At 40.9% G+C, this 19,855-nt stretch carries 12 protein-coding genes; 9 read left to right on the top strand and 3 right to left on the bottom strand.

Features of this window, described 5'->3' with window-relative positions:
* Position 1 precedes the first annotated feature (1 nt).
* The 5 genes from sucD (at position 2) to PJ15_RS07775 (ending at position 6,346) form a co-directional block, all read left to right on the top strand.
* The gene (sucD, locus tag PJ15_RS07795) at positions 2-892 is read left to right on the top strand and encodes a succinate--CoA ligase subunit alpha (RefSeq protein ID WP_003655479.1); all 891 of its coding nucleotides are present in this window, start codon (positions 2-4) and stop codon (positions 890-892) included.
* 527 nt (positions 893-1,419) lie between these two features.
* The gene (locus PJ15_RS07790) at positions 1,420-1,965 is read left to right on the top strand and encodes a fimbrial protein (RefSeq protein WP_047429523.1); all 546 of its coding nucleotides are present in this window, start codon (positions 1,420-1,422) and stop codon (positions 1,963-1,965) included.
* 41 nt (positions 1,966-2,006) lie between these two features.
* Positions 2,007-2,735 carry a molecular chaperone gene (locus PJ15_RS07785; protein ID WP_047429522.1) on the top strand — a complete coding sequence of 243 codons (729 nt, stop codon included), beginning with the start codon at positions 2,007-2,009 and terminating at the stop codon, positions 2,733-2,735.
* Positions 2,736-5,285: a fimbria/pilus outer membrane usher protein gene (locus tag PJ15_RS07780; protein ID WP_047429521.1), complete on the top strand. Its 2,550-nt coding sequence runs from the start codon at positions 2,736-2,738 to the stop codon at positions 5,283-5,285.
* Positions 5,286-5,287: 2 nt separating this feature from the next.
* On the top strand, positions 5,288-6,346 hold the full coding sequence (locus tag PJ15_RS07775; protein ID WP_047429519.1) for a fimbrial protein: 1,059 nt from the start codon (positions 5,288-5,290) through the stop codon (positions 6,344-6,346).
* A gap of 54 nt (positions 6,347-6,400) precedes the next feature.
* On the opposite strand, the gene PJ15_RS07770 is transcribed toward PJ15_RS07775, so the two are convergent.
* The 3 genes from PJ15_RS07770 to trpS form a co-directional block, all read right to left on the bottom strand.
* On the bottom strand, positions 6,401-8,113 hold the full coding sequence (locus PJ15_RS07770) for a flotillin family protein (protein WP_047429518.1): 1,713 nt from the start codon (positions 8,111-8,113) through the stop codon (positions 6,401-6,403).
* A 30-nt stretch (positions 8,114-8,143) separates the two neighbouring features.
* Positions 8,144-8,788, bottom strand: coding sequence for a YqiJ family protein (locus tag PJ15_RS07765; protein ID WP_047429517.1), 645 nt, complete (start codon positions 8,786-8,788; stop codon positions 8,144-8,146).
* Positions 8,789-9,205: 417 nt separating this feature from the next.
* The gene (trpS, locus tag PJ15_RS07760; protein WP_047429516.1) at positions 9,206-10,219 is read right to left on the bottom strand and encodes a tryptophan--tRNA ligase; all 1,014 of its coding nucleotides are present in this window, start codon (positions 10,217-10,219) and stop codon (positions 9,206-9,208) included.
* A gap of 165 nt (positions 10,220-10,384) precedes the next feature.
* On the opposite strand from trpS, the gene PJ15_RS07755 reads away from it, so the two are divergent.
* The 4 genes from PJ15_RS07755 to PJ15_RS18330 form a co-directional block, all read left to right on the top strand.
* Positions 10,385-11,308, top strand: a complete 924-nt coding sequence (locus tag PJ15_RS07755; RefSeq protein WP_004775147.1) for a DUF808 domain-containing protein — start codon at positions 10,385-10,387, stop codon at positions 11,306-11,308.
* A gap of 37 nt (positions 11,309-11,345) precedes the next feature.
* A complete protein-coding gene (locus PJ15_RS07750; protein WP_047429515.1) occupies positions 11,346-12,239 on the top strand; it encodes a neutral zinc metallopeptidase in 894 nt (297 codons plus the stop codon).
* A 283-nt stretch (positions 12,240-12,522) separates the two neighbouring features.
* Complete coding sequence (locus tag PJ15_RS07745; RefSeq protein WP_047429514.1) at positions 12,523-14,022, top strand: cation:proton antiporter; 1,500 nt, start codon at positions 12,523-12,525, stop codon at positions 14,020-14,022.
* A 466-nt stretch (positions 14,023-14,488) separates the two neighbouring features.
* On the top strand, positions 14,489-19,855 hold a 5,367-nt coding region (locus tag PJ15_RS18330), incomplete at its 3' end, for an Ig-like domain-containing protein (protein WP_081402761.1).

Raw genomic sequence — 19,855 nt, 5'->3', positions numbered from 1 at the left:
CATGAGCGTATTAATTAATAAAGACACTAAAGTATTGGTACAAGGTTTTACTGGCAAAAACGGTACTTTCCACTCTGCACAAGCTTTAGACTACGGTACAAAAGTTGTTGGTGGTGTTACTCCAGGTAAAGGTGGTACAACTCACCTTGACCTACCAGTATTCAACACAATGAAAGAAGCTGTACGTGAAACAAATGCTGATGCATCTGTAATCTATGTACCAGCTCCATTCGTTTTAGATTCAATCGTTGAAGCGGTTGATTCAGGTGTTGGCCTAATCGTTGTGATCACTGAAGGTGTTCCAACAATCGACATGCTTAAAGCAAAACGCTACTTGGAAACTAACGGTAACGGTACTCGTTTAGTTGGTCCTAACTGCCCAGGCGTGATCACTCCAGGCGAATGTAAGATTGGTATTATGCCTGGTCACATTCACCAACCAGGTCGTATTGGTATCATCTCACGTTCAGGTACATTGACTTATGAAGCTGTTGCTCAAACAACTAAGCTTGGTTTAGGTCAGTCTACTTGTATCGGTATTGGTGGTGACCCAATCCCAGGTATGAACCAAATCGAAGCGCTTCAATTGTTCCAAGACGATCCAGATACTGATGCAATCATCATGATCGGTGAGATCGGTGGTACAGCGGAAGAAGAAGCTGCTGAATTCATCAAATCTAACGTGACTAAACCTGTAGTCGGTTACATCGCTGGTGTAACTGCGCCTAAAGGTAAGCGTATGGGTCACGCTGGTGCGATCATTTCTGGTGGTCAAGGTACTGCTGAAGAGAAATTCGCTGCATTTGAACGTGCGGGAATGGCTTACACTCGTAGCCCAGCTGAGCTTGGTTCAACGATGTTGCAAGTTTTAAAAGAGAAAGGTTTAGCGTAATACGTTAGATTTTTAATCTTTAAAAAGCCCCAATGGAGACATTGGGGTTTTTTTTATTGTCTGAAAAATTTGGATGAGACCTAAAAATATAAGTGGATTTTGACGAAAGAAACCATTCATAAGTAAAAATTAAAATTAAGCGAATAAGTTAAAAAGAAGAATAAAACATCATGTGTTTGTCTATTTTTTATACATTTTTAAAATTTAGATGAGTTGTTTAAATTTCAATAACTTGTACCAAAGTGACAAAAATATTCACCTTCTGACCAAAAAGGAAAAGCATAAAAAAGAGTGATTTTAATCTCTGGTATTTTTAAGTTTATGTTTTAAATCATGAAAAATACAAAACTCGTATTATTGTGTATTAATCTGTGAAAGTGTGATTTGGTTTGCAAATTTTTATTGAAAATGTTGTTTTTGTGTATATTATTGTTTCTGAATTGCATAGCTTTTTTACAAAGATTTTAAACAATTTGGGGTGAAGCTAAGTAATGAAAAATCAATCAAATTTTTATGGATACTCTCAAATGAAAAAATTAAGTTTAGGGCTTGCTCTCCTAGCTGTATGTGCAACATCTACGACTTTTGCTGCAACTGGCGTGATCACTTTTACTGGTCAGCTTGTTGCTGGAACTTGTAGTGCTAACGTTGCTGGAAGTGGCAATGCATCTGCATCTGTAACTTTACCAACTGTGAATACGGCTGCTTTGGGCGCTGCGAATGCAACGGCGGGTACTACTGCATTTAAAATCAACTTATCGGGTGCTGGTTGTACAGCAAGCAGCTTAAATGCAACGCCTTACTTCGAATCAGAAGTTGCTAAAGTTAATGCAGCAGGTCGTTTAATTAATACAGCTACAAGCGGGGCAACACTGGTAGATATCCAGTTGTTGACGAATAACCAGTCTGTTATTGATGTAAATGCGCCAGCACCAGCTCAGTTGAGCAGTGTAGGTGTTTCTGCTGGTACAAATAGCAATGACTTCAATTACTTTGCTCGTTATTTCGCAACAGGTGCGACAACTGCTGGTGCAGTAACGTCATCAGTAAGCTACAGCATTATTTATAAGTAATTGTAGTTTCATTTTGGTTGGTTCAGGGGAAATATAAGAATATGCGTATCTCATCGATTGCCTTTCGTATTGCAATGCTCAGTTCAATCTCTACTGCAACATTTGCAGGAGTGACGATTACAGGGACGCGTATTATTTTTCCTTCCAACCAAAATACGGTCACTGTTCAATTGAACAATCCTGATGATCGTCCTGCATTAATTCAGGCATGGTTAGACAATGGTGACCCGCATCAGATCCCAGAGGCGGATAAGATTCCGTTTATCTTAACGCCTCCTTTGGCCCAAATTGCTTCAAACAAAGGTCAAATGCTTCGCTTAATTGCGAAAGATACCTCAGCTTTGCCTCAGGATAGAGAAAGCTTATATTGGTTTAATATTTTGGATATGCCTGCATCTGAACAGGTAGAGACAGCAGAAAAAAATAAATTACAGGTGTCGATTCGTTCACGTATTAAACTATTTTATCGTCCTGTCAATTTAAAAATCTCACAGGAAAAAGCATTTTCAAGTGTTACCTTTAAATATAATGAAACTAATAAAAGCGTGACGGTGAATAACCCATCTCCTTATTATGTAAATTTTTATAATGTCAGTTTGAATCCGGAAAAAGAGAATTTTGTTTATGCTGATCCTTTAATGATTGCACCTTATTCTACGGAGAGTTTTAAACCGGCAATTCAATTTAAGCCTCAAAAAATTAGCTATTTACTGATTAATGATTATGGTGGAAATCAGGCTTATCAAGCCGTCATAAATGGCGAAGAATAAATGAAATATGCATTAAGATATAGCATTATTATTTTATGCATGCAGGGTACTTACGCAGCAGAAAATATAAATCATAAATTACAAGCGAGAGATGAATCAAATAATCGAATTTATACCTTTGATGCACGTGCATTGTTTGGCGGACGCAATCAGGACATTGATCTAACTTCATTCCGCCAGACCAATGGCGTTGCTGCGGGTGTGTACTCACTCAATACCAGTATTAATAATCATCGCTCATTGGGTCAGCTTACGCTTAAATTCGATCATTTAAATGCCGAGCTGACGGCGGTGCTATGTATTGATGAACAACTGTTGAAACGACTGGATTTACGTCCAGAAGTCTTGGAAAAACTACCTAAAAAACCATGTCTCACAATTAAAGAGCTCAATCCAGATGCCTACTATGATCTGGATATGTCGGCATTAAGTCTGGATATTTCTTTACCTTTAGCAATTATTAATCAACGGCCAGAAGGATATATTGCACCTGAACGATTTGATCAGGGGGTTACTGCTGCTTATATCGGTTACGATTTTAATCGTTACACCAGTAAATTGAACCAGCAAGAACAAGTTAGCAGCAATTATCTGAATTTAACCGGTGGATTCAATTTCAGTCGTTTTAACTTTCGTCATGCGGGAAGTTTTGACTCAGATGGAACGCAACTCGGCGGTTATCAATCTTATCTGAATGTATTGTCTACAGATATTCCTGCTCTGAAAGCACGGCTGGAAATGGGTGACTTTAATACCCAGACTTATGCGATTGATTCGGCGCAAATACGAGGCTTACAGCTTGCTTCCGATATTAGTATGCTTCCGATGTCGCAACGCAGCTATGCACCTTTGATTCGTGGTTTGGCCAACACCAATGCTTTGGTTTCTGTATTTCAGAATGGCCGAAAAATTTACGAACGTACAGTACCTGCTGGTGAGTTTGAGTTTAATGATCTCACAGCGGTCAATAACAATGGTGATTTAACTGTTCAGGTCACTGAAAATGGCGGGGAAAAACATAGCTTTATTGTACCGATGCAAGGGAATATGAACCTTGTTCGAATGGGGCAATTAAATTACAACATTGCTTCTGGGCAATACAAAATCAACAATAAAACATCAGATGATTATATTGGTCAGCTCAGCGCTGAATATGGCTTGAGCAACTATTCCAGCTTATATCTTGGCAGCAATCTCAGTCATGTTTTTCAGAGTTATTTATTCGGTTTTGGACAAAATACTCGACTGGGTGGACTAAGGTTTGATGCGGAAAAATCAAATGCGACCTTAGCAAAAAATGACTATGCAGGTTGGCGGTATAAAGCTGCTTATCAATATAGCTATAGTCCGCTTAATACTTTTTTGAACGTTTCAGCACAATATCAAGATCGTGAATACATGACATTAAGTAATACTATGTCTTTACGAAATTTTAATGATTTGAATCAAGCTGAAATCGATAGTCTTTTCCTCACCTATTTATTAAAACAGCAATTTAATATTTCGCTTTATCAGAACTTTAAAGAGGGTTTTGGCTCTGTTTATTTAAATGCAACTCAAAATAAATACTGGAATACAGATAAAGATTATGTGCAGTATAGTATTAACTATAGCAATCGCTGGAATAGATTGAGCTATTCTATCGGTTATAGTCAAAATAATAATCAGTTAAATGATTTTGGAAAAGAAAATAAGGTATATCTGAGCTTCTCTTTACCTTTAGAGTGGCGTAAAAAGCAGGCAAATTTATATTCGAATATTCAATATGCAGATAACGTCGGTCATCCAACCACAGCAAATGTAGGTCTCACGGGAACATTAGGGGAAAATAATCAATTCAATTATGGGTTAACCACGACTCAGAACTGGAACAATGGAAAAAATAATTCTGCTGTTTCAGCCAATATGAATTATAGCTTACCTCAAATACAACTGGGTGCTGTGACGGGCTGGAGTGATGATCAGACCCAATATGGTTTCAGTGCCAAAGGAGCCATTGTTGCTCATCCTTATGGAATTACTGCGACCAATAATTTATCGGACACTTTTACCATTGTTCATGCAAAGGGTGCGCATGGCGCTGATGTTGTTAATGCATGGGGAAGTAAAATCGATTATTGGGGCAATGCGATTTATGCCAATGTTTCTCCTTATGAAGCCAATACCATCCGTTTAGATACCAAGCATTTGCCTCTGGATGTGAATTTAACTGCGAATCAGGCTGACGTGATTCCACGTCGTTATAGTTCAACCTTAATCAAATTTGACGTCGAGCAAAGCTCAAATATTTTATTAAATGTACAGGTTAAGGGTGAACATCAGCAGATCCCGATTGGTGCGCAAGCGGTGAATCAGGCAGGACAAGTCGCAGGCATGTTTGGTCAGTCAAATCAGCTATTTATAGAAAAAGCACAATTATTAAAACAAGATCTATATGTGCAATGGGGAATGAGTGAATCTTACACTTGCCATATTGATGCACCAGAAAAACTGCTTCCGAAAAGTAAGCAACCGAATCGTATACAGATGATCGATGTGGAGTGTAAATAATCATGCTAAAAAAATATGGATTTACGCTCTTATTTACTGTTTTAGGCATGGCTCTGGGACAACATGCTTATGCTACGGATAATGGTGTGTGTACTTCGAACCCAACTCAGCCTTTGGCGACCAATACCAGTAGTATTACCAACTCAACTTCAAACTGGGCACTTGTTAGCAACTTTGCCACATCGATTGCGGCTTATTCTTTGGTAAATTGTTCAAACAAAATCACGGATAATTTCCCTGACCGAAAAACTACATCTTTCACTACAGTGGGAAGTAACGTCAACTTTGATCAAACGATCACTTATGCAGGTTCGACTTATTACAAAATCGTCAACAGCAGTAGTCCTTACTTTAATCAATATGCGTATGTCACCTTTCAAATACAGGATACCAAGTCTGGAAAACCCGTTGTTAATTTAGCCAAGACCGTGAGCTTGTATAACAATGCGACAGGAGAGTCTGCGACTCAAGGCGTCAATATTGTTAATTTAAAATTTTATTTCACTTCTGGATTGACCGAAACTACGCCAGCAGTACTGCTGGATTTAGGCAAGGTCACTGTGGATATGACCGAAGGGACGAACCGTTATATCGATAGTCAATCGGGCTTTGTGCAATTAACACTGAATCCAGAAAATACCAAAACCTGTAGCTTAAACAATCCGATTGTGACTTTACCTACGATTGCAACCAGCGCTTTAGCAACAGCTGGTACGGAAGCTGGCGGGAAAACGCCTTTTTCAATCACGGCGACTTGTAGCAATGGCTTAGCTAATACCTTGTTGTACTTTACGATGAGTGATAATGCCAATGTCGCGAATAGCACTAATGTATTGAGCAATAGCAATGCTGCAACCAGTAATGTCGGCATTCGAGTGTATGATGTATCTAATAATTCAGCGATTAACTATGGCACAGAATATTCGTTTGGTCGGTTGGGCACAGGATCAAATCCAGCTTTAACTAAAAACTTCTATGCAAAATATTATAAGAAAGATAATGTTGCCGCCGTCGCGGGGAGTGTCAATGCGCAGGCGACCGTCATGGTGAACTACAAATAAAAGTGCAATAAAAAAGAGCCTTACAATGAAGACTCTTTTTTATTTATATCGGACTTATTCTGCTTTTGGCTTATTTAGACTTTGAGTCAAGCCATTGATATCACCACCTTGCAGACCGAGTTCATTCATTAGGCTATCAATTAAAGGTGCTTGTGAACGGTAGCGTAAGGCGCTATTCACCACTTGATCAGACAATGAGGTTGAACCGTTTTCAACGGCTTCACCTGAAGTTGCAGAACCACCAGCAAAGCCATTTAAGCCATTAACTTGCAAGATTTTGATGTCATCAATATTTTCCATCGGTTTCACGCTTTCACGGATAATCTCTGGTAAATGCTTCAATAACGCCAAGCGAATCTGCATTTCAACCTGCTCAGCAGAAAGGGTGTTGGCTGCCTCATTGACTGCACGCGCACCTTCTGCATCGACTTGATATTGTTTTTCTAGGGCCTGAGCCAGCAGCACTTTCGCATCTGCTTCACCTTTGGCCTTTAAGCGTATTTTCTCAGCGTCAGCTTCTGCCGCAATGCGCACAGCTTCTGCTTCATCGGCAGCGGCTTTTTTACCTGCATCCGCAGCAACGGTAATCGCAATCGCTTCTTTCTCAGCAGTCTGTTTTGCTGCAACCAGTTCAACTGCTTTTTGACGTTCAGCGCGTTGGGTTTCACGTACGGTCACAACTTCTTCTTCTGCTTTTACCGCTTCGGCACGGGCCTTGTCAGCTTGCGCTTTGGCTTCTGATTCAGCACGCGATTTTTCAGCAATGGCAATGGCACGGTCTTGCTCTGCCAGCTCAATGGTTTTCTTCTGTTCAACCTGTGCTTTCTGAATCAATTGTGCTTTTTGAATATTTTCGTTTTCAACATCACGAGCAGAAGCAATTCGTTTTAGTTCTACTTCACGCTCAGCAGCAATCTGGGCTTCTTCAGCCTCACGTTTTTTACCTGCTTCTTGAGAGGCGATTTCTGCGGTTTGTTCAGCTTTACGAATCGAGATTTCACGCTCTTGCTGTAACTTTGCATATTCTTCTTCACGTGAAATTTCTAAACGAGCACGTTCAGCTTCAAGATTTTTTGCACGGATCGCCAAGTCAGCATCTTGTTCAATGTCGTTACGCTTTTTACGACGATCTTCAATCGTTTCAGTTAGTTTGGTTAAACCTTCTGCATCGAACGCATTTTGCGGGTTAAAAAATTTAAAGCTGGTTTGATCGAGACCCGTTAAAGAAACGGTTTCAAGCTCCAAGCCATTCTTGGATAAATCTTCCGAGACCACTTGCTGAACTTTCTGTACGAAATCGACACGCTTCTCATGCAGTTCTTCCATCGCCATTTCAGCGGCAACGGCACGTAGAGAGTCGACGAATTTACCTTCAACCAGATCTTTTAACTCTGGTGGAGACATGGTTTTACGACCTAAGGTTTGTGCCGCCGTTGCAATTGATTCTGCAATCGGTTTAACACGCACATAGAATTCTGCCATCACATCGACACGCATACGATCGCGGGTAATCAGGGCCTGATCCGCGGCACGCTTCACTTCCAGACGCAATGTATTCATGTTGACCGGGATAATTTCATGTAAAACAGGCAGCACGATTGCACCCCCATTTAAAATGACTTTTTCACCACCAAAACCAGTACGTACGAAAGAGACTTCTTTGCTTGAGCGCGTATATAGACGAGCGATAACAATACCGATGAAAACCAGTGCCGCAAAAATAACACCTGTAATAATTAGAATTTCAGTCAATGCTGAACTCAACATTTAAACACCCTCATGTAATAAATATAAAAACTAGGAAACAATCGCTTGGAATCCAATTTTGGTTCTTTGCGTTAAAATAACGTCTTGGCCTTGATGGAAAACCGTATCAATTTCGGGTTCAACCAAGACGTAATGGGTTTGACCAAATTGATCTTTGACTTTGGCCTGTGCAGGGGAGTTTGGTTTGGCTTCCCCTAAGATAATGTGAGCGGTACGACCAATTAGATCATCATGCTGAATTGCTGTGGTTTCATCTTTAGGAATAATCTTGGCAATCAGCGCTGCACTATAACGTACCAATGGCATGGCCAAAAACAGGCTGGCAGGTGCAATGATCCATGCCGAAACATATTGTTCTGTAAATTGGAAAAAAAGATCCTGAATAATCAAGCCTGTTAATGCATAAAGAGTTAAGAAAATAATTAACCAGATTAGTAAAGGGACTTTGCCCAGATAGAGCCATTCTAAAAGCTGGGTGAACAGATTTTCCGACTGTTCAAGTGAAACATAGGCATGGTCAATATCGGTCAGGCTATCAGGGAGAAACTGTTCCAGAAAACTTGAACTACCACCGAATAACAGCAAGATAAATTCAAGTACACCGATAAATAGACATAGCATTAAAGCAATGCTAAAAATAAGATTAGAAGGGTGTGTTAATAGATCCCAGATCATCAGTGTTTCTCTTATTTCTTTTAGAGATAATTAATAAATTTTTTATAAAAATAAAACAGTTATAAGAATAAATCTAACGCGATTGAATTTCAACCTAAATCGTTCACATTCTTACAGACGAAAAAAAAACGCAATGATTGGGGTTGTCATTGCGTTGAACAACGAATCTGTTTAAAACAGTTTCGGTTGAAAGGAGAAATGTCATGAGATTAGTGTTTGCTAATCTACAACGCAATAATATTTAAAATCCCGACTAAGTTCATAGGTATTCATGTTAATAACTGTTAATACATGTTAATAAGTGACAAAAAGTGTTAGTTTTATATTTTATGGGGAAGTTCTAAAATTAAACTTAAATCAATTGCTTATATTAAAAAAAGCCCGAGATCGGGCTTTTTATGTGAAAAATAACATAAATTAGAATTTAAATAATCCTAAGCCATCTTTCACTTCGTCTAAGGTCTGTTGAGTGATGATACGACATTTTTCAGTACCTTGTTTGAGTACATCCATGATGTAATCAGGATCTTTTTCTAACTCGGCACGACGTTCACGGATTGGCGTGATCAGCTCTTTCAATACACCTTCCAGACGTTTTTTCACTATACCGTCACCTAAACCACCACGACGATAATGCGCTTTTAATTCTTCCACTTCTTCTTTATTTGGGTCAAAAGCATCTAAATAGGTAAATACGATGTTGCCTTCAACCTGACCTGGATCTTCAATACGCAAGTGATTTGGATCGGTATACATTGCATTGACGGCTTTCTTGATGTCTTTGTCAGAAGCATTCAGCACGATGGTATTGCCTAATGATTTAGACATTTTTGCTTTACCGTCAAAACCTGGTAAACGCGCCATGTTAGATAAGAGTGCTTTACATTCTGGTAATAGGTCATGACCGATTTGACGGTTGACACGACGAACCACTTCGTTAGTTTGCTCGATCATTGGAATCTGATCTTCGCCCACAGGCACAACAGTTGCTTTAAATGCAGTGATGTCTGCCGCTTGCGCAATCGGGTAGCACAGGAAGCCCGCTGGAATATCACGCTCAAAACCACGCATCTGGATCTCAGATTTGATGGTTGGGTTACGCTCTAAACGTGCAACAGTCACGTAGTTGAGGTAAAGCATGGTCAATTCATTCAGTGCAGGTAAGCAAGATTGCACACAAATTGTGGTTTTGGTTGGGTCAATGCCGACTGCCAAATAATCTAGTGCAACTTGAAGAATGTTGTTGCGGACTTTATCTGGATTATCGGCATTGTCTGTCATTGCCTGAGCATCAGCCAATAATAGGTGTTGATGATGACTGTCTTGTAGACCTACACGAGATCGTAATGAACCGACAAAGTGTCCAAGATGAAGTTGTCCAGTTGGACGGTCGCCTGTCAAAATGATTGGACGTTGATCAATATTACTCATGATATGTTCCAAGATTCAGTTATTTCATAGATATAAGATTGATATTATTGTACGAGAAATAAATTTTTTTCGTCAGCGATAATTTTAACTTTTTCTGAAAAATAATATTGTGAATATACTGAGGGAATCTACAATAGCGACATAAATACAAATTAGGAAATAAAAATGGCGAGTGGTTTATTATTATTACTGGATGATATCGCGACGATTCTGGATGACGTTGCTGTAATGAGCAAAATGGCAGCCAAAAAAACTGCGGGTGTATTGGGCGATGACTTGGCGCTGAATGCACAACAGGTCAGTGGTGTGCGTGCAGATCGTGAGTTGCCTGTTGTCTGGAGTGTTGCAAAAGGGTCATTTGTTAATAAGTTAATTCTGGTGCCATTAGCCTTGCTCATTAGTGTGGTTGCGCCGTGGCTCATTAATCCCTTACTGATGATCGGTGGTCTGTTTCTATGTTATGAAGGTGTCGAAAAGGTCGTTCATACCTTGAAGCATAAAAAAGCCAAAACCACAGAAGAGGCAAGTGAAGATTTACAGGAAGTCGAAGTTGATCTGGCGAAATTTGAGAAGGAAAAAGTAAAAGGTGCGATTCGTACCGACTTTATCTTATCTGCTGAAATTGTGGTGATTTCGTTAGGTACAGTTGCAACAGCAGCGTTTACGACTAAAGTGACAGTATTAAGTATTATTGCAATTGTCATGACGGTCGGGGTGTATGGTCTGGTTGCAATGATCGTTAAAATTGACGATTTAGGTTTATATTTAACCCAGCAGGCTTCTGAGTTTAAGAATAAAATAGGACGTGGTTTACTTGGTTTTGCTCCAATTTTGATGAAAACACTTTCAATTGTTGGAACAATTGCCATGTTTTTAGTCGGTGGCGGTATTATCTCGCATACCATTCCATTACTGCATCATTTTACAGAAGAAACAGTTGATCATTTAGAGCTGATTCCAAGTGTAGGTTCAATCATTGGTGCATTGACGCCAACATTAATCAATCTTGGAATTGGTCTGGTAGCTGGAGCAATTGTATTGCTTATTGTCAGCTTGATTCAGAAAGTTTGGCCAAAGGCATCAACTTAAACCCAAATCGTCATCATCAAAATTATGTGAGGTCGTTATGCGCTGGAAAGGTCGTCGAGTCAGTACCAATGTTGAAGACCGTCGTGGTGGTGGCGGAGCAAAAGCAGGTGGTATCAGTATATTGGGTCTGGTAGTGGCGTTTGTTGCCTGGAAATTCTTTGGCGTCGATCCGCAACAGGCTTATCAGGCTACGCAAGCTGTGACGGCACAATCTTCTCAGCAAGGCAGTGCACCGCAAAGCTTAACGGCTGAGCAGAAAGAAGCGAGTGATTTTGTTGGTACGGTGCTGGCTGATACAGAAGATACCTGGACACCGATTTTCCAGCAATTGGGAATGACTTATAAGCCACCTCGTTTAGTACTCTTTAGTGGCGTGGTCAGATCAGGTTGTGGAACCGCACAAGCTGCAATGGGACCATTCTATTGTCCAGCAGACCAAAAGGTTTATATTGATACTTCTTTCTTTAAAGATATGCGCCAGCAGATGGGCATTTCAGGTGAGCAGAATCAAACTGAGCTTTCCCGTCAGGATCAGGCTGGTGATTTTGCCCAAGCTTATGTGATAGCACATGAAGTGGGACATCATATCCAGAATCTGTTAGGTATTTCCGATCAGGTACAGCAAGCCCGTGCTCAGGCGAGCCAAGCGCAGGGGAATCAACTTTCTGTGCGTCTGGAATTACAAGCTGACTGTTTTGCGGGTATCTGGGCGCATCAAAATCAGCAGCGTACTCAATTCCTTGAGCAAGGGGATATTGAAGAGGCGATGGATGCGGCAGAAAAAATTGGTGATGACTATCTACAGCGCCGTGCAACAGGACAGGTTGTGCCTGATAGTTTTACTCATGGTACCAGTGAGCAGCGCATGCAGTGGTTCCAGATTGGTTTAAAATCAGGTGATGTCAACCAATGCAACACGTTTAAGTCATAAGTATGGATGTTTTTTGTCCTTGATTTTTATACGGAAGATATACGAAGCCCAAGAAGAATTAACGTAAAATAACATGTCTATGCTGAATTGAGGATGATTGGTTTATTACTGCATCTAAATCACTTGTGTATAAAAAATAAATAATCGGTGAGTAAAACTGCAGCATAGACCTTTCTTCTTTATTCAATTGCAAAAACAAAGAACTTTAAACTTTATGTTTCATTGAGTTTTAAAGTTTAAATAAATGATATGTGTTGAAAATTGAAATAAATAAAGAGGTTGTATGGGTAATTTTTTTCTTTTACAAGCATTAACGGTAATTTTTGCATTATCCATTGCCACGACCATTTTTAATAAGCGAATACTTGGGTTTCCTCAAGCGATTGGTGTTCCTATTGTTTCAGCAATTTTTGTCTTTATTTTACAGTGGGGTGCAAGCCTATTAAATGGTAATCAGTTTATTACCATTAATATTCATAATATTGAAGCAGCTGTAAGAAATATTGATTTTTATGATTTTTTAATTAATGGTGTTATCTGCTTTATTTTAACCTCTTCCGCACTCAAATTTAAAATTTCAGATTTAAGAAATTACTGGAAACCTATTGGTATTTTAGCCACCATTGCACTGGTGTTATGTGCAGGATTTTATGCAGGTTTATTGTATTTATTTCAATGGTTGGTTGGCTATCCAGTCCCGATTGGCGTTTTATTGTTATTAGGCGCAGCACTTGGGGCGACAGATCCAATTGGGGTTAAAGGGGTACTCAGTTCAATTCGAGCACCACATCATCTCATGGTAAAGCTGGAAGGTGAGTCTTTATTTAATGATGCCATGTGTATTGCATTATTTATGACGCTATTAAAAGTTTTACAAGGTGAACATTTTTCCTTACTGGCAACTATTGAAACCTTACTTTATGAAATTTTTGTGGCGGTGATTATCGGTTTTGGATTCGGTTTTGCAATCTTGCGTTTATTACGCGGTAAACATGAGATGGAATCGCTAATCCTAACCACAGCCTTGCTGGCCAGTGGTTCTTATCTGGTTGCGCTATTTGCCCATGCGTCAGCGCCAATTGCCTGCGTCATTGGTGGTTTGATTGTCGGTAATAAATGGCAAGAAATTCGTGAACAGCGTGAAATACGTGAGGTGAATCACTTCTGGCATACGGTTGAAGGGATTATTAACTCTTTCCTGTTCACATTAATTGGTTTAGAGCTGTTTATTCTTGATCTTAGCGCTAACTTGATTATTGGTGGGATTATTGCCTTTATTATCCTGCATCTTTCCCGTTTTGCTGCCAACTTTGCTGCTTTTGCTCTATTCCCATCGTTCCGTAATAAAAGCTATAACGGTAGCTTGGCGATTTTATCTTGGGGAGGGGTGCGTGGTGGTATTTCACTTGCCTTGATCCTTGCTGTTGCAAATATTCCTGAGCTGAGCCAGTACAGTAGTATTCTGATTGGTTATACCTTTATTAGTGTATTGCTGTCTGGTGTGGTGTGTGGGCTCGGTTTGCCTGCAGTGATGAATGCTTTCTACTACAATCCAAATGAAGAGAAGGACGGTTTAAAAGGCTTCTATCAACGCATGTGTAACAAGATGAACCGTCGTGGCTTTAAATATATTATTGGCGAGGATGCTTTAGGGCGAGAAACGATTACCATCTATAACCCTGAGATTCTATTGGATCAGAAAACCGATGATGGGGTGGCTACGATGCATCATCCAAGTAAACGAGAAGAAGTTAAACGTTTAGAAAATCCTGATAACTTTTAATTGTATATTTTTTTCATTTGTTCAAAAAAGCCTTTTTATTTTAAAAGGCTTTTTTGTTTTTAAATTAATAATATCGTTAAATGGTGTGTTTAATTTAATTAAAGTATTGGAAGTGGTTTTTATTTTAATTTAAATAATATATTTAAAAAGTTTGTTTAATTTAATTAAAATACTTTTTAGGAACTCATTATTTCTTTGTAAATTTATTTGTTTAAAAGTGTAACTTTTTTATTTTGTAAAGTAATTTTTATTTTTTTTGTTGTTGTAAAACATAATGTTGTGTAAGTGTCATAAATTATTTCAATGTAAGTTTATTTTCTTTGTTTTGTGAGCTATTTAACATTTATTCGGTTTGATTTAAAGTAATGTCGTGAACTCTATCACTTGAAAAAATAATTTTAACTTCAGTAATAACGTAATTAGAAATTGATTTGAAATTAATAATATATAATTGAGGAATATAATCATGTCTGAAATACAAATTATTTCCAAGGAAAGCCATAAAACCCTTGCAAATACGACGGGAAAAACAGCGTCCTTACCATCTGAGGCCACAGTCGTTTTGGTGAAAATACCAGTAAACGACATCTCAGCAGTAAAAAGAGATGGTTCTAATGCCGTTATTTTACTGAAAAATGGCGAGCAGATTGTTATTCAAAACTTCTTTAATGAAGGAGCGAATTTAGATAATAGCCTTGTTTTTCAGGGCGAAGATGGTCAACTCATTTGGGCACGTTTCAAAGATGCTGAAAATGATGCGGATGCAGATAGTGACGCGGATGCAGATGCAGATGCAGACACTGAAGGGGCTGTATACTTAGAAGAGACTCCAGCTGTTGTGCCAGAGGCTGCTCCAGAAGTTCCAGTTTCAGATGTTGTCTATCAGCCAATTCAATCTGTAGAACCTTTGCTTTACCATGATGGTGGAATGAATCCATGGTTATGGGCTGTTCCTTTAGTCGCTGGCGGTATCATTGCGGCAGCAAGCGGAGGCAGCGATGGTCATGGGCGTGATAATGGGGGAAATAATAATCCAGACACCACACCTCCAGATACGAGTGCAGTTAAATTTAATGTAGATCCTGTCACAGCGGATAATGTTCTTAATGCAGCAGAATCAACTTCGACAGTTAAAGTTACAGGCACATTAACTGGTATTCCAGCCGATGCGGCAAGCACGGTTGTGACACTCGTTATTAATGGTAAGACTTATACTGCAACTGTAGATCCAGCAACAGGCAAATGGACTGCTGATGTCGCAGGTAGTGATTTACTGGCTGATAGTGATAAAACTATCGATGCAACAGTGACCTTTAAAGATGCTGCGGGTAATAGCAGTACAGTTACCGATTCCCAAAGCTATACCGTTGATGTGACTGCACCAGCGGTGCCAGAAATTGATCCGATCAATGGTACTGATCCAATTACAGGTACAGCAGAGCCAGGTTCGACGGTGACTGTAACATTCCCGGATGGCAGCACCGTTCAGGTTCCTACCGATCCAACCACAGGGGAATGGACCGTACCTAACCCAGGCGGTTTAAAAGATGGCGATACCATCAAAGTTATTGCCACAGACCCAGCAGGTAACCCATCAGCACCTGGTACGGAAACAGTTGTTATTGACAAAACACCTCCAGATACGGATGGAGTTCAATTTAATATAGATCCAGTCACAGCGGATAATGTTCTTAATGCTGCAGAATCAACTTCGACAGTCAAAGTTACAGGTACATTAACTGGTATTCCAGCCGATGCGGCGAGCACGGTTGTGACACTCGTTATTAATGGTAAGACTTATACTGCGACTGTAGATCCAGCAACAGGTAAATGGACTGCTGATGTCGCAGGAAGTGATTTAAAGGCTGACAGTGATACAACTATTGATGCAACAGTCACCTTTAAAGATGCGGCAGGTAACAGCAGCACAGTCACCGATACCCAAAGTTATACTGTTGATGTGACTGCACCAGCAGTGCCAGAAATTGATCCAATCAATGGTACTGACCCAATTACTGGTACTGCAGAACCAGGTTCAACGGTCACAGTCACTTTTCCTGACGGGTCAACTGTTGAGGTTGATACAGATCCAACTACAGGTGAATGGACAGTACAAAATCCAGGCGGTTTAAAAGATGGCGATACAGTTACAGCAATTGCCACAGACCCAGCAGGTAACCCATCTGCACCAGGTTCAGAAACTGTAGACCTCACTCCACCGAATACGGATAACGTTGAATTTAGCGTTGATCCAGTCACAGCAGATAATGTTCTTAATGCAGCAGAATCGACTTCGACTGTCACAATTACAGGTAAATTAACAGGTGTACCAGCCGATGCTGCGAGCACGGTGGTGACACTTGTGATTAATGGCGTGACTTACACAGCGACTGTCGATGCCGCAACAGGTAACTGGACTGCAGATGTTGCAGGTAGTGATTTAAAGGCTGACAGTGATACAACTATTGATGCAACAGTGACCTTTAAAGATGCGGCGGGTAACAGCAGCACAGTCACCGATACACAAAGCTATACTGTTGACGTGACTGCACCAGCGGTGCCAGAAATTGATCCGATTAATGGTACTGACCCAATTAAGGGTACAGCAGAACCAGGTTCAACTGTTACAGTCACTTTCCCTGATGGTAGCACTGTTCAGGTTCCTACTGACCCAACTACAGGTGAGTGGACAGTAGAAAATCCAGGCGGTTTAAAAGATGGTGATACAGTTACAGCAATTGCCACAGACCCAGCGGGTAACCCATCTGCACCAGGCTCGGAAACGGTGGTTATTGATACCACACCTCCAAATACGGATAACGTTGAATTTAGCGTTGATCCAGTCACAGCAGATAATGTCCTAAATGCAGCAGAATCAACTTCGACAGTTAAGGTTACAGGTACATTAACTGGTATTCCAGCCGATGCTGCGAGCACGGTTGTGACACTCGTCATTAATGGTAAGACTTATACTGCAACTGTAGATCCAGCCACAGGAAAATGGACTGCAGATGTTGCAGGTAGTGATTTACTGGCTGACAGTGATACGACTATTGATGCAACAGTCACCTTTAAAGATGCGGCTGGGAACAGTAGCACAGTCACCGATACCCAAAGCTATACTGTTGACGTGACTGCGCCAGCGGTGCCAGAAATTGATCCGATCAACGGCACTGACCCAATTAAGGGTACTGCAGAACCAGGTTCAACGGTCACAGTCACTTTCCCTGATGGTAGCACTGTTCAGGTTCCTACTGACCCAACCACAGGTGAATGGACAGTACCTAATCCGGGCGGTTTAAAAGATGGCGATACAGTTACAGCAATTGCTACAGATCCAGCAGGTAACCCATCTGCACCAGGCTCAGAAACTGTAGATACAACTCCACCAAATAACAGCACGACTACAATTACAATTGACCCAATTGCGGGTGACAATGTTGTTGATTCAACAGAAGCAGGTGCTAATCAGATCATCAGTGGTAAAGTCACAGGAGAGTATCGTGTTGGTGATGTAGTCACTGTTAATGTGAATGGCATCAACATTACGACAACTGTTCAGACGGGTGGTTTATGGAGTATCACAGTTGCCGGTGGTCAACTGGTTCTTGATGCTGATAAAACCATTAATGTGACTATTCAGGCAACAGACGCAGCAGGTAATGTCGGTAATGTAACTGCTGATGCAACATATACTGTCGATATCACCACACCTGTTGTTGTCATCAATCCAATTGCAGGTGATAACGTTCTGAATGCAGCAGAAGCTGGTGTCAATCAAACCATCAGTGGTTCAGTGGTTGGTAGCTTTACTGTCGGAGATCAGGTCACTGTCAATGTCAATGGCACAGACTACACCACTACTCTAGATAACAACGGAAACTGGAGTATTGAGGTTACTGGCGCTGAGCTTACATTGGACGCAGATAAAACCATTAATGTAACTGTAAATGTAACAGGCGTTGGTACTGTTACTGCAGATCATACTTATACGGTTGATACAACAGCACCTGACAACAGTACAACAACGATTACGATTAATCCTGTTGCTGGTGACAATATTCTGGACTCAACAGAAGCTGGTACAGATCAAACGATTAGTGGTAGCGTAACAGGCGAATATAAAGTTGGTGATGTCGTTATTGTCAATATCAATGGCGTAGATATTACTACAACAGTTCAGACTGGTGGGGTATGGAGTATTACAGTTGACGGTGGTCAACTGGCGCTTGATGCAGATAAAACTATTAATGTAACTATTCAGGCAACAGATGCAGCAGGTAACGTTGGTAATGTTACAGCAGACCTTACTTACACGGTAGATATCACCACACCAGTTGTCGTGATTAATCCGATTGCTGGGGATAATGTCGTCAATGCAGCTGAAGCTGGTGTTGATCAAACCATCAGTGGTTCAGTAGTTGGAAGCTTTACTGTTGGAGATAAAGTCACTGTCAATGTTAATGGCACAGATTACACGACTACCTTACAAACAGGTGGTGTCTGGAGTGTGACTGTTCCAGGTAGTGAATTAACAGCAGATACAGACAGTAAAATCAATGTAACAGTTGAAGTTACTGGTGTTGGACCAATCAATGCTGATCAAAGCTATACAGTAGATACGGATGCACCAGATACGACAGGTTCGGTATTAAGCATTAATGACGTAACTGCCGATAATGTATTGAATGCAGCAGAATCAGCAAGCACTGTGACCATCACAGGTACTTTAACGAATATCCCAGCCGATGCAGCAACCACAGTTGTTACACTCCTTATCAATGGTGTGACTTACACTGCGACTGTCGATGCAGCAACTGGTAACTGGACAGCAGATGTCGCAGGTAGTGACCTGTTGGCCGATGGCGATAAAACCATTGATGCGACTGCAACCTTCACGGATGCAGCAGGTAACAGCAGCACAATAACAGACACACAAACCTATACTGTCGATACCACAGCACCAGATAATACAGGTGCCACCTTAACAATTGATGAGGTGACTGCAGACAACGTGTTGAATGCCGCAGAATCAACTGGCACTGTGACCATCACAGGTACTTTGACAGGTATCCCAGCTGATGCAGCAACAACAGTTGTTACACTCGTTATTAATGGTGTGACTTATACGGCAACTGTCGATGCAGCGACAGGTAACTGGACAGCAGATGTTGCAGGTAGTGATTTAGTAGCTGATGGTGACAAGACCATTGATGCGACTGCAACCTTCACCGATGCAGCAGGTAACAGCAGCACAGTCACTGATACACAGGTCTATACAGTCGATACCACAGCACCAGATAATACAGGTGCAACCTTAACCATTGATGATGTGACTGCAGACAACGTGTTGAATGCCGCAGAATCAACCACAACCATCACGGTAACAGGTACCTTAACCGGTATCCCAGCGGATGCAGCAACCACGGTGGTTACACTCGTTATTAATGGTGTGACATACACAGCGACTGTTGATGCAGCAGCGGGTACATGGACTGCAGATGTGGCAGGTAGTGACTTACTTGCAGATACCGATGCGACCATCGATGCAACAGCAACCTTCACCGATGCCGCAGGCAACAGCAGCACAGTGACTGATACTCAGGTCTATACAGTCGATACCACTGGCCCAGACAACAGCACCACCACGATTACCATTAACCCGATTGCAGGCGATGGCATTGTTGATTCAAGCGAAGCAGCAACAGACCAGACCATTAGCGGTACGGTTACCGGTGAATACAGCGTGGGTGATGTGGTCACAGTCAATGTCAATGGCGTGGACATCACCACGACCGTACAAACTGGTGGCTTATGGAGCGTTACAGTTGAT

Source organism: Acinetobacter sp. neg1, from assembly GCF_000788125.1.
GTDB classification, from domain to species: Bacteria; Pseudomonadota; Gammaproteobacteria; order Pseudomonadales; family Moraxellaceae; genus Acinetobacter; species Acinetobacter vivianii.
The sequence above is the reverse complement of the archived record's forward strand: the minus strand, read 5'-3'. Positions and strand labels throughout refer to the sequence as shown.

What these genes read in the sequence shown, in the direction of transcription:
- sucD (WP_003655479.1), top strand. Translation starts at nt 2, where the DNA reads ATGAGCGTATTAATTAATAAAGACACTAAAGTATTGGTACAAGGTTTT.
- PJ15_RS07790 (WP_047429523.1), top strand. Translation starts at nt 1,420, where the DNA reads ATGAAAAAATTAAGTTTAGGGCTTGCTCTCCTAGCTGTATGTGCAACA.
- PJ15_RS07785 (WP_047429522.1), top strand. Translation starts at nt 2,007, where the DNA reads ATGCGTATCTCATCGATTGCCTTTCGTATTGCAATGCTCAGTTCAATC.
- PJ15_RS07780 (WP_047429521.1), top strand. Translation starts at nt 2,736, where the DNA reads ATGAAATATGCATTAAGATATAGCATTATTATTTTATGCATGCAGGGT.
- PJ15_RS07775 (WP_047429519.1), top strand. Translation starts at nt 5,288, where the DNA reads ATGCTAAAAAAATATGGATTTACGCTCTTATTTACTGTTTTAGGCATG.
- PJ15_RS07770 (WP_047429518.1), bottom strand. Translation starts at nt 8,113, where the DNA reads ATGTTGAGTTCAGCATTGACTGAAATTCTAATTATTACAGGTGTTATT.
- PJ15_RS07765 (WP_047429517.1), bottom strand. Translation starts at nt 8,788, where the DNA reads ATGATCTGGGATCTATTAACACACCCTTCTAATCTTATTTTTAGCATT.
- trpS (WP_047429516.1), bottom strand. Translation starts at nt 10,219, where the DNA reads ATGAGTAATATTGATCAACGTCCAATCATTTTGACAGGCGACCGTCCA.
- PJ15_RS07755 (WP_004775147.1), top strand. Translation starts at nt 10,385, where the DNA reads ATGGCGAGTGGTTTATTATTATTACTGGATGATATCGCGACGATTCTG.
- PJ15_RS07750 (WP_047429515.1), top strand. Translation starts at nt 11,346, where the DNA reads ATGCGCTGGAAAGGTCGTCGAGTCAGTACCAATGTTGAAGACCGTCGT.
- PJ15_RS07745 (WP_047429514.1), top strand. Translation starts at nt 12,523, where the DNA reads ATGGGTAATTTTTTTCTTTTACAAGCATTAACGGTAATTTTTGCATTA.